The following is a 10,359-nucleotide window of genomic DNA, read 5'->3' as shown; positions in this document are numbered from 1 at the left end:
CAGCGGCATCGCCACGAAGAAGATCATGATCACGCCGTGGGCGGTGAAGATCTGGTCGTAGTGGTGCGGCGGCAGGTAGCCCATGTTGTCGCCAAAGGCCATGGCCTGCTGCAGGCGCATCATCACGGCGTCGGCAAAGCCGCGCAGCAGCATCACCAGGCCCAGGATCATGTACATGATCCCGATCTTTTTGTGGTCGATGCTGCAGATCCAGTCGCGCCAGAGGGTGCCCCACAGGCGGAACTTGGTGATCAGCGCCATCACGGCGATGCCGCCCAGCACGACGGCAATGAAGGTCCACAGCACGATGGGCTCGTGCGCCATGGGCACGGCGTCCCAGCTCAGGCGGCCCAGTGCCCAGTGGGCAGGAGTTGCGTTTTCAGGGGTCATAGCGAGGCTCATTGACGGATGCTGGCGCCGGAGGTTGGGGCCGGTGCATTGCGGGTTTCAAGCGCGGCCACCACTTGGGCGGCGTTTTGTGCGGTGCACACGTCCTGGGGCAGGTTCAGGCCGGCAGCGCGCATGTACGCTTCTCCACCCAGGGAGTCGATGGCCATCATGTGGTGCATGCACATCTTTCCTTCTTCCACGCAGCGGTTGAGCACCTTGTCGTACAGGCCCTCTTCCACCGAGGCAAAGCGCTGCACGGGGTCGCGCTCGCTGGGCTTGGCCAGGTTCAGGTAGGTGGCCTTGTCCAGCGGCTTGCCTTCGGACTTGGCTTTTTGCACCCATTGGGCAAAGTCTTCGTTGCTCAGGCCGTGGAACTTGAACGTCATGCCCGAGAAGCCTGCGCCGCTGTAGTGCGACGACATGCCGTGGAACACGCCAGGCTTGTTGATCACCGCGTTCAGCTCGGTCTGCATGCCGGGCATGGCGTAGATCATTCCGGCCAGGTCGGGCACGTAAAACGCGTTCATGGTGGACGTGGCCGTGAGCTTGAACAGGATGGGGCGATCCACCGGCGCGGCCAGTTCGTTCACCGTGGCAATGCCTTGCTCGGGGTAGAAGAACAGCCACTTCCAGTCCATCGCCACCACCTGCACTTCAAGTGGCTTCACATCGGCGGGCACGGCGCGCTGCGCGTCGATGCGGTCCAGGGGGCGATAGGGGTCGAGCTTGTGGGTGCCGATCCAGGTGAGTGCACCCAGGGCGATGATGATCATCAGGGGCACGGTCCAGATCACCAGTTCCAGCGTGGTGGAGTGGTGCCATTCGGGGTCGTACTCGGCTTCGGTATTGCTCTGGCGGTATTTCCAGGCAAAGAACAGCGTGAGTGCGATCACCGGCACGATGATGATGAGCATCAGCAAAGTGGCGGTAATGACCATCTGGCCCTGTTGGGCGGCAATGTCACCAGCCGGGTTCAGGACAACGGCCTTGCTGCAACCGGCCAGGCCGGTTGTCAGTGCGATCGCTGCCAGACCGGCGGGCCTGCGGAGTTTTTGGGTGTTCAACATGCGAAGAGCGCGACAAAGGCGCGTTTAGGTGTAAACGCGAATGACTGAGGGTTCGCAATGTAGTACGGCTAGCGAATTTGTCGATTGGACATTTTGTCCAACATCAAAGGCGCACGACTGTTTTTCACTCTTTCGCAGGAGTCTTGATCTGTCGCAGTGCCGAAAACGCCCTGCGCAATCAGGGTTTTCCTACGCGCAGCCTAGCGAAACCTCACTTGTGGCGCGGCAGGGTGGCGTGTAGAACGGAGCCGTATCACTTGCTTGAGGAGCGTCAATATGTACAGCCCAGGTTCTGCGGCACTGCCTGTTCCAGGCTTTGAAAGTTCGGTCTCCCTCGCACGTGCCCATACCGATGAGGACGTCACCCCTGGTGAGATCGCGGTGGGGGTCATCATTGGGCGTTCGTCTGAATATTTCGACTTTTTTGTCTTTGGTATCGCCAGCGTGCTGGTGTTTCCCTCGCTGCTATTTCCGTTTGTGTCGCGGCTTGACGGCACGTTGATGGCATTTGCCATCTTCGCGCTGGCTTTTGTGGCCCGCCCGGTGGGCACGGCCATTTCCATGGCCGTGCAGCGGCGCTGGGGCCGGGGCACCAAGCTCACGCTGGCGTTGTTCCTGCTGGGCGCTTGCACGGCGGGTATGGCGTTTTTGCCCAGCTATGCCTCGGTGGGCAGCACGGCCATTGTGGCGCTGGTCATCTTGCGCATTGGCCAGGGGCTGGCGCTGGGCGGCACCTGGGACGGCCTGCCCTCGCTGCTGGCGATGAGCGCGCCCCAGGAACGGCACGGCTGGTTTGCCATGATCGGACAGCTGGGCGCGCCAGTGGGCTTTGTGCTGGCTGCCAGCCTGTTTGCCTACCTGTACGGCAGCCTGAGCACGGCAGAGTTTCTGGACTGGGGCTGGCGCTATCCTTTCTTCGTGGCCTTTGCCATCAACGTGGTGGCGCTGTTTGCCCGCCTGCGCCTGGTGGTGGGCCAGTCATACGCCGAACTGTTGCAGCAGCGTGAGCTGCAACCCGTGAGCGTGAGCCAGGTGGTGCGTGATGAAGGCGGCAATGTGCTGATTGGCGCGTTTGCCGCGCTGGCCAGCTTTGCGCTGTTTCACCTGGCTACGGTGTTCCCTCTGTCGTGGATCGTCATGTATTCCGAACAGTCCATCACCGAGGTGCTGAGCGTGCAGATTGTTGGCGCCTTCCTGGCGGCGGGGGCGATCATGCTGTCGGGCTGGCTTGCCGATCGCATTGGCCGACGCAATCTGCTGGGTTCCATGGCGGTGTTGATTGGCCTGTTCAGCTTTGCGGCGCCCTGGCTGCTGGGTGCAGGGTCTGCGGGCAACAACGTGTTCCTGCTGGTGGGCTTTGTGCTGTTGGGTCTGTCTTATGGGCAGGCTTCGGGCACCGTCACGGCCAATTTCTCGGCCCAATACCGCTACACGGGCGCGGCCCTGTCTGCAGACCTGGCCTGGTTGCTGGGCGCAGGTTTTGCGCCGCTGGTGGCGCTGGGGTTGTCGGCCAAGTTTGGCCTGGGCGCCGTGTCGGTCTACCTGCTGTCGGGTGCGGTGTGCACTTTGGCCGCGTTGCGTATCAACCGGTTAATTGAGCGGCGCGAGTCTTGAAAAGTGCCATCACCCGCCGCCTCTGGCGCGGCGGGTGGCAGGCCTTTTCCGGGCCTCTTCTTTGGACCTTGAGTTTTTCGGGTTACTTGGCGTACGGGTCCGCAAACCCCAGCTCTTGCATGATGGCGGTCTCGTAAGACTCCATCTCGTCCGCGTCTTCGGCACTGGTTTCGTGGTCCCACCCCTGGGCGTGCAAGGTGCCGTGCACCAGCAGGTGGGCGTAGTGCTCTTGCAGACTCTTGTTCTGCTCCACCGCCTCGCGCGCCACCACGGGCGCGCACAGCACCAGGTCGGCCGTCACCACAGGTTCCTGCGTGTAGTCGAAGGTGAGTACGTTGGTGGCGTAGTCCTTCTTGCGGTATTCGCGGTTGAGCTGCTGCCCTTCCTCGGTGCCCACAATGCGCACGGTGATTTCCGCGTCGCTCGACAAGGCGTGGCGAATCCAGCGCGTGACCTTGTGGCGTGACAGCACAGCGCGGTGTTCCGCCACGCCATCAAACTTGCCAAATTGCAGGGACAGCGAGAGTTGGTTCAGAGTCATATTGGCACCTGGCGCTTATCCAATAAGCGCAAGCAGCTATCAAATTAATAGTAAAAATAATCAACTACGCGCTGCCAGGGCCCGGCGGGGCGCATCGTACGCATCCACAATGCGCGCCACCAGCGGGTGGCGCACCACGTCGGCGCTAGTGAAGCGCGTGATGGCAATGCCTTTGACGCGCTTGAGCACCCGCTCGGCGTCGATCAGGCCGCTCATGGCACCCTTGGGCAGGTCGATCTGGCTCACGTCGCCTGTGACCACCGCGCGCGAGCCAAAGCCGATGCGGGTCAGGAACATCTTCATCTGCTCAGGCGTGGTGTTCTGCGCCTCGTCCAGGATCACAAAGGCATTGTTCAGCGTGCGCCCGCGCATGAAAGCCAGCGGGGCAATTTCAATGGCGTTGCGCTCAAACGCTTTTTGCACCTTGTCGTGGCCCATCAATTCATACAGGGCGTCGTACAGCGGGCGCAGGTAGGGGTCCACCTTCTGCGCCAGGTCGCCCGGCAAAAAGCCCAGGCGTTCGCCCGCCTCCACCGCCGGGCGGGTCAGCACAATGCGCTGCACCGAGCTGCGCTCCAGTGCATCCACGGCGCTGGCCACTGCCAGGTAGGTTTTGCCCGTGCCCGCAGGGCCAATGCCGAAGGTGATGTCGTGGGTGGCAATGTTCTGCAGGTACAGGCTCTGGGTGGCAGTGCGCCCGCGCAGGTCGGCCCGGCGGGTGCTCAGCACGATGGCGTCCTCGGGCGCGTCCAGCAGGTCGCTGTCGCCGGCCAGCATCAGCTGCAGGTGGTCTTCCGGGATGGGGCGCTCGGCAATTTCGTACAGCGCCTGCAGCAGCTCCATCGCCTGCGTGGCCTTGGCCTTGGGGCCGTCCACCTTGAACTGCTCGTGCCGGTGGGCAATGCCCACGCCCAAGGCCACCTCGATGGTGCGCAGGTGCGCGTCCGCCGGGCCACACAGGTGGGTCAGGCGGGTGTTGTTGTGCGGGAGGAAGGTGTGGCGCAGGATCACGCTGATAATTCCAGTCGGCAAAAAAGCCAATGACGGCAAAAACGAGGGCGCCACCCGCATCGGCATGCGGCGGCGCCAAAGGACTCCAATGATAGGCAAATTGACCGGCACCCTGCTGGAGAAGAATCCCCCCGAGGTGCTGCTGGACTGCCACGGCGTGGGCTACGAGGTGAATGTGCCCATGAGCACGTTCTACAACCTGCCCGCCGTGGGCGAGCGCGTCAGCCTGCTCACGCAGTTCATCGTGCGCGAGGATGCGCAACTGCTCTACGGCTTTGCCACGGCCCCGGAGCGCCAGGCATTCCGCGAGCTGATCAAAATCTCGGGCGTGGGCCCGCGCACGGCGCTGTCCATTCTGAGTGGCATGGGCGTGAGCGATCTGGCGCAGGCGATTTCGCTGCAGGAGGCGGGTCGTCTGGTGAAGGTGCCGGGCATCGGCAAAAAGACCGCCGAGCGTTTGCTCCTGGAGCTCAAGGGCAAGCTGGGAGCGGACATCGGTGCTGTGCGAGGTGCCGCCAACAGCGATGCGCAGGCCGACATTCTGCAGGCCCTCCTGGCTTTGGGGTACAACGACAAGGAAGCGGCGGCGGCGCTCAAGGCGCTGCCCGCGGAGGTGGGGGTGAGCGAGGGGATCAAGATGGCGCTCAAGGCGCTGGCGAAGTAGTGGATGGGATTCAACCAGAAGGGGATGACTGAGATGATGATGTATCGCGCTTTGCTTCAAGGTGCCGGACTGTTGGTAGTCTTAGCGGTGGCTGCCTGTGGCGGAGGCGGCGGCGACTCGCCAGCCGCACCGCCGGCCCCGTCCACGCCGGTGGCCCCGGAGCAGCCTAACCCGCCCCTCACTCCCGCACCACCTTCCGCACCGCCGCCGCCTCCCGTCACACCTGTGCCCGTGGTTACCGACCGCATCGAGGCGCTGGATACCGGTCTTCCCAGGCTGGCCCCCCAAATGTCGGCTACGGCGGTGGCGCGCCGCACGGGTGGGCCGGTCGCCACCCCCGTGAACCTCGGCCCGCTACCCAGCGCTCAAGGGTTTGAGAAAAAGGCCACCGAGCGTGCGGCGCTCGCCAAAGGCGCCCCGCAGCAGATCGGTGTGGCCCGCCCCGTGGCCGCCACCGCCAGGCCGCGCGATATGCTGGGCCAGCTCCAGTGGCAGGCCGTGGGCGGCGGCTTGCAGCGGGCGGCCGTCAGCTTCAAGGCCGAGGGCGCGCATGGCGTTCGGCTGGGGGTGTTGGTGCGCAATTTGCCGGCCGGCACCGTGCTGCGCTTTTATGCCCAGGCGGGCGGCGATGCCGTGCAGATCACGGGCGAAGAGGTGCTACGCACCATTCAGCGCAATCTGGACGCGGGTGACAAGGGCGATGCCGCACGCACCTACTGGGGGCCCGATTTTGGCGGCGCCGAAACCACGCTGGAATTGCAGGTGCCGGTGGCGGCACGGCTGGAAGAGCTGGATATCGCCGTGCCCACGCTCTCGCACTTCTTCGTCTCGCCCGATCAGGCCACGGCCGCGTCGTTTGCCAAGGTGGGCGAGTCGGGCAGCTGCAACATCGACGTGTCGTGCAAGGCCGAGCTCAATGCAGAAAGTCGCGCCGTGGCACGCATGATTTTCGTACAGGAAGGCGGCAGCTACCTTTGCACGGGCACGCTGCTCAACGACATATCGTCGAGCAGAATTCCGTACTTCCTGTCGGCACACCACTGCATTTCAACCCAGACCGTTGCGTCGACGCTGACCACTGACTGGTTCTACCGCTCCACGTCATGCAACACGGCCAGTGCCAACCCGGGCGCGCAAAAGGTCACCGGAGGCGCTGCGCTACTGTTTGCTGATTCGCAGACCGACACATCGTTCATGCGCCTGAACAGTGCGCCGCCTCAGGGCGTCGTGTACGCGGGCTCGTACTTTGGGCCGGTGACGCAGTCCTCGCCGGTGGTGGGCATCCACCATCCACGCGGTGACCTGCAAAAGACCAGCGCCGGGAGCGTTGAAGCGTTCAGTTACTGCAGCAACGAGCAATGTTTCCCCAGCACCCAGCAAGACGGGCGTTACTACTCGGTTGGCTGGGTGTCAGGCACCACAGAGGGTGGCAGCAGTGGCTCGGGACTGTTTTCAACCATTGATGCGAAACGCTACGTGGTTGGCCAGCTCTACGGCGGCGCTTCCAGCTGCCAGGCGCCTACAGGCCGCGATTTCTATGGGCGGTTCGACCTGCCGTTCCAACTGGCCATCAAGACCTGGCTGACGCCCGGTTTGTAATCAGCAATCCTCAACCGTGCGTGCAAGCCTGCCCGAATGACCATCCAGACCGACGACTTCACTCCCGCCCCCGCCAAGCGCGTGATCTCCGCCGCCCCCGTCTCGCCGCAGGAAGAGGCGCTCGAGCGGGCGCTGCGTCCCAAGCTGCTGCAGGAATACGTCGGGCAGGCCAAGGCGCGGGAGCAGCTGGAGATCTTCATCGGTGCGGCCCGCAAGCGGGGCGAGGCGCTGGACCATGTGCTCTTGTTCGGCCCGCCCGGGCTGGGCAAGACTACGCTCAGCCACATCATTGCGGCCGAGTTGGGGGTGAACTTGCGGCAGACCAGCGGGCCGGTGCTGGAAAAGCCCAAGGACCTGGCCGCCCTGCTCACCAATTTGGAAAAGAACGACGTTCTTTTCATTGATGAGATCCACCGCCTCTCGCCCGTGGTCGAGGAAATCCTCTACCCCGCGCTGGAGGACTACCAGATCGACATCATGATCGGTGAGGGCCCGGCGGCGCGCAGCATCAAGCTGGACCTGCAGCCCTTCACGCTGGTGGGCGCCACCACGCGGGCGGGCATGCTCACCAACCCGCTGCGCGACCGCTTTGGCATCGTGGCGCGGCTGGAGTTTTATACGGCCGACGAGCTGGCCAGCATCGTCCAGCGCAGTGCGGGGCTGCTCAATGCGCCCATGGACGAGGAGGGCGGTTTTGAAATCGCCCGCCGCTCGCGCGGCACACCGCGCATTGCCAACCGGCTGCTGCGCCGGGTGCGCGACTATGCCGAAGTCAAGGGCGACGGTCGCATCACCAAATCCATTGCCGACAAGGCACTGGCTATGCTGGATGTGGACCCGCAAGGGTTTGACGTGATGGACCGCAAGCTGCTCGAAGCCGTGATCCACCGTTTTGACGGCGGCCCAGTGGGGCTGGACAACATCGCAGCCAGCATTGGGGAAGAGGCAGGCACCATTGAGGATGTGATTGAGCCCTACCTCATCCAGCAGGGCTACCTGCAGCGCACGCCCCGTGGCCGCATCGCCACGCTGGCGGCGTTCCGCCACCTGGGGGTGGCGCCACCGCAAGCGGCCGGTGGGCTGTTTTCTGAATGAGCAAAAACGCAGCAACTGGCAGCCAGGGTGGTCGGGTGAATCGACGCTGGCTGGCATGGGCGCTGGGCGCTGCCGTCTTGCTGGCGGCGGTTGCCATGGGCGCAGCCACACTGCGCGGCCCGCAGGTTGATGCCCTGGTGGTTCCATCGGCGCCGCTGGTGCGCACGCTACAGTTTTCAGCGCGTGTGGCCACGTTGTCGCGGGTGGAGGTGGGCAGCACCGTCACCGGCCGTGTGGCCCAGGTGCGGGTAACGGAGGGAGCCGCCGTGCGCCAGGGCGATGTGCTGGTGCAGCTCGAATCCGACGAATTGCGCGCGGCTTTGACCCAGGCTGTGGCTTCAGAACGCCAGGCAAAGGCGCGGCTGGAAGGCCTTCGCAGCACGGGCCGCACTGCCGCGCAGGCAGCCCGGGCGCAGGCCGATGCCTCGCTGCAAGCCGCCAGCGCCAGCTTGGCGCGGGTGCAGCAGTTGGTGACCGAGGGGTTTTACAGCCCGGCGCAGCTTGACGAGGCACGCCGTGCGGTGGACGTGGCGCGGGCGCAGCATCTCAGCGCGCAAGCGCAACTGCAAGCCAACGCCGACGCGGGCACTGAGGTAGCCCAGGCCCAGGCCGAGTTAGCGCTAGCCCAGGCGGCCACGGTGGCTGCACAGGCCCGCCTGGCACAAGCCACGCTGGTGGCCCCCGCCGATGCGCGCGTGCTGGTGTGTGAGGTGGAGCCTGGGCAGATCGTGCAGCCGGGCAAGGCCTTGCTCAGCCTGGCGCTGGCCGGGCCCACGCAGCTGGTGGCCCAGGTGGATGAACGCTTTCTGGAGCAACTGCAACTGGGCCAGCCGGCCTGGGTGGTGGCCGATGCCTTTGCGGGGCAGCGCTTTGCGGCCCGCGTGCTGTCCATCGCGCCGGCGGTGGATGCGCAGCGCGGCGCCATTGAGGTGAAGTTTTCGATTGAGCAGACACCTGCCTTTTTGCGCGAAGACATGACCTTGTCGGTGGAGGTGGAGACCGCCCGACGCGAGCGCACCCTGGTGCTGCCCCAGGCCGCTTTGCGCGGCCCGGCCGGTGGCGATCAAGCCAGCGTGCTGGTGCTGCAGGATGGGCGCGCCCAGGTACGCAACGTGCGGCTGGGCCTGCGCACGCTGGATGCGGTGGAGGTGCTTGACGGCCTGAAGGAAGGCGACATGGTGCTGCGCGGCAACGCGAGCTTGCAGGAAGGTCAACGCGTGCGTGCCCGCACGGCGCCATGGACCACTGCTTCGTCCGCGCCCACTCCGGCGGCCCAAGGCAATCAGGGCGGTGGCGCGGGCCCTGCGTTGACCGGCACCATGGGCCGTTGAGCCTGCCGCCATGTGGATCTGGCCTGGTTTCGAGTTCCGCGTGGCGCTGCGCTTCTTGCGCGAGGGGCGCATGCAGACCGTGCTCATCATCGTGGGCGTGGCTGCGGGCGTAGCGGTCATTGCCTATATCTCGGCGCTCATCAGCGGCTTGCAGGCCAACACCCTGGCCAAAACACTGGGTGCGCAGGCGCACGTCACGCTGCGCGCGCCGGACGATCTGGTCACCCCGGCCGCCCCGGCCGCCCCGGCGGCGCCGGATACTGCCGCGTTGACCGAAACCCAGCCGCGTGCGCAGCGCTTGCGCTCCGTCGCCAATTGGCAGGCGCTGGTGCCGCTGCTGGAGGGGTTGCCTGCCGTCGCAGGCGTTTCGCCCATGGTGTCCGGCTCGGGCCTGGCGCTGCGCGGCGAGGCATCGCAGGCGATTGCCCTCATGGGCGTGGACCTCGACCGCTATGACCGCGTGGTGGGCTTGCGCGCCAAGGTCGTCAGCGGCAGTGCGCGGCTGGCGCCAGGGGAGGCGGTGATAGGCCGCGAGTTGGCGCAGGACCTGGGGGTGCGCGTGGGTGACCGCCTCACGGTGCAGACGGGCAGTGTGAGTGGCTCGGTCAGCGATTCGGTGCGCGTGACTGCGCTGGTGGACCTGGGCGTGAAAGACCTGAACCGGCGCACCGTGATCGTGCCGCTGCGTGCCGCGCAAAGCCTGCTGGCGTTGCCCGGTGGAGTCACCCAGCTGGACCTGACCCTCAAGGACGTTTGGGTGGCCCAAACCCTGGCGCGAGAGCTGCAAAGCCAGTTCCCCTACAAGATCGAGAGCTGGCAAGAGAGCAATGCCCAGCTGGTGTCCGCGCTCAACGCGCAGTCCATCAGCACCTCCATCATCCGGGGTGTGGTGCTGGCGGTGGTGGTGCTGGGCATTGCCAGTGTGCTGGTGGTGTCGGTGGTGCAAAAGGGCCGCGAGATCGGCATCCTGCGCGCCATGGGCGCCACGCGGGGCCAGGTGCTGCGGGTGTTTCTGGTGCAGGGCGCTGTGGTGGGGGCGCTGGGCTC

General features: G+C 65.2%; 10 protein-coding genes. 6 read left to right on the top strand and 4 right to left on the bottom strand.

The window, feature by feature from the left end; genetic code table 11:
- A partial coding sequence (locus AADJ04_RS16005) for a cbb3-type cytochrome c oxidase subunit I (protein WP_341240218.1) occupies nucleotides 1-390 on the bottom strand: 390 nt, incomplete at its 3' end.
- Between the two features lie 8 nt (nucleotides 391-398).
- On the bottom strand, nucleotides 399-1,457 hold the full coding sequence (cyoA, locus tag AADJ04_RS16000; RefSeq protein WP_273623810.1) for a ubiquinol oxidase subunit II: 1,059 nt from the start codon (nucleotides 1,455-1,457) through the stop codon (nucleotides 399-401).
- A gap of 276 nt (nucleotides 1,458-1,733) precedes the next feature.
- Between cyoA and AADJ04_RS15995 the strand changes: the two genes are divergently transcribed.
- Complete coding sequence (locus AADJ04_RS15995) at nucleotides 1,734-3,071, top strand: MFS transporter (RefSeq protein ID WP_273623809.1); 1,338 nt, start codon at nucleotides 1,734-1,736, stop codon at nucleotides 3,069-3,071.
- An 82-nt stretch (nucleotides 3,072-3,153) separates the two neighbouring features.
- Here the strand turns inward: AADJ04_RS15995 and ybeY are convergent, their stop codons facing one another.
- Together ybeY and AADJ04_RS15985 are read right to left on the bottom strand one after the other, a co-directional pair.
- Nucleotides 3,154-3,612 carry an rRNA maturation RNase YbeY gene (gene ybeY, locus AADJ04_RS15990; RefSeq protein ID WP_066690019.1) on the bottom strand — a complete coding sequence of 153 codons (459 nt, stop codon included), beginning with the start codon at nucleotides 3,610-3,612 and terminating at the stop codon, nucleotides 3,154-3,156.
- Between the two features lie 60 nt (nucleotides 3,613-3,672).
- Entirely contained in the window at nucleotides 3,673-4,623 is a 951-nt protein-coding gene (locus AADJ04_RS15985; protein ID WP_066784519.1) for a PhoH family protein, read from the bottom strand.
- 88 nt (nucleotides 4,624-4,711) lie between these two features.
- On the opposite strand from AADJ04_RS15985, the gene ruvA reads away from it, so the two are divergent.
- From ruvA to AADJ04_RS15960, 5 genes are all read left to right on the top strand, one after another.
- Nucleotides 4,712-5,287 carry a Holliday junction branch migration protein RuvA gene (ruvA, locus tag AADJ04_RS15980; protein WP_066692719.1) on the top strand — a complete coding sequence of 192 codons (576 nt, stop codon included), beginning with the start codon at nucleotides 4,712-4,714 and terminating at the stop codon, nucleotides 5,285-5,287.
- Nucleotides 5,288-5,518: 231 nt separating this feature from the next.
- Nucleotides 5,519-6,886, top strand: a complete 1,368-nt coding sequence (locus AADJ04_RS15975; RefSeq protein WP_273623808.1) for a trypsin-like peptidase domain-containing protein — start codon at nucleotides 5,519-5,521, stop codon at nucleotides 6,884-6,886.
- 36 nt (nucleotides 6,887-6,922) lie between these two features.
- Entirely contained in the window at nucleotides 6,923-7,981 is a 1,059-nt protein-coding gene (ruvB, locus tag AADJ04_RS15970) for a Holliday junction branch migration DNA helicase RuvB (protein WP_207373180.1), read from the top strand.
- Nucleotides 7,978-9,312: an efflux RND transporter periplasmic adaptor subunit gene (locus tag AADJ04_RS15965; RefSeq protein WP_233099643.1), complete on the top strand. Its 1,335-nt coding sequence runs from the start codon at nucleotides 7,978-7,980 to the stop codon at nucleotides 9,310-9,312. The genes ruvB and AADJ04_RS15965 overlap by 4 nt, the downstream gene beginning before the upstream one ends.
- A 10-nt stretch (nucleotides 9,313-9,322) precedes the next feature.
- Nucleotides 9,323-10,359, top strand: a 1,037-nt coding sequence (locus tag AADJ04_RS15960; RefSeq protein ID WP_341240217.1) for an ABC transporter permease, incomplete at its 3' end; no start/stop codon positions are given.

The sequence above is a fragment of the uncultured Acidovorax sp. genome (genome assembly GCF_964021665.1).
Lineage (GTDB): Bacteria > Pseudomonadota > Gammaproteobacteria > Burkholderiales > Burkholderiaceae_C > Acidovorax > Acidovorax temperans.
Note: the sequence above shows the minus strand (reverse complement) of the source record. Positions and strands in the feature narration are given on the sequence as shown.

Bases quoted from the DNA above. Each gene is read 5' to 3' on its own strand.
- cyoA (WP_273623810.1), bottom strand. From the start codon at position 1,457: ATGTTGAACACCCAAAAACTCCGCAGGCCCGCCGGTCTGGCAGCGATC.
- AADJ04_RS15995 (WP_273623809.1), top strand. From the start codon at position 1,734: ATGTACAGCCCAGGTTCTGCGGCACTGCCTGTTCCAGGCTTTGAAAGT.
- ybeY (WP_066690019.1), bottom strand. From the start codon at position 3,612: ATGACTCTGAACCAACTCTCGCTGTCCCTGCAATTTGGCAAGTTTGAT.
- ruvA (WP_066692719.1), top strand. From the start codon at position 4,712: ATGATAGGCAAATTGACCGGCACCCTGCTGGAGAAGAATCCCCCCGAG.
- ruvB (WP_207373180.1), top strand. From the start codon at position 6,923: ATGACCATCCAGACCGACGACTTCACTCCCGCCCCCGCCAAGCGCGTG.
- AADJ04_RS15965 (WP_233099643.1), top strand. From the start codon at position 7,978: ATGAGCAAAAACGCAGCAACTGGCAGCCAGGGTGGTCGGGTGAATCGA.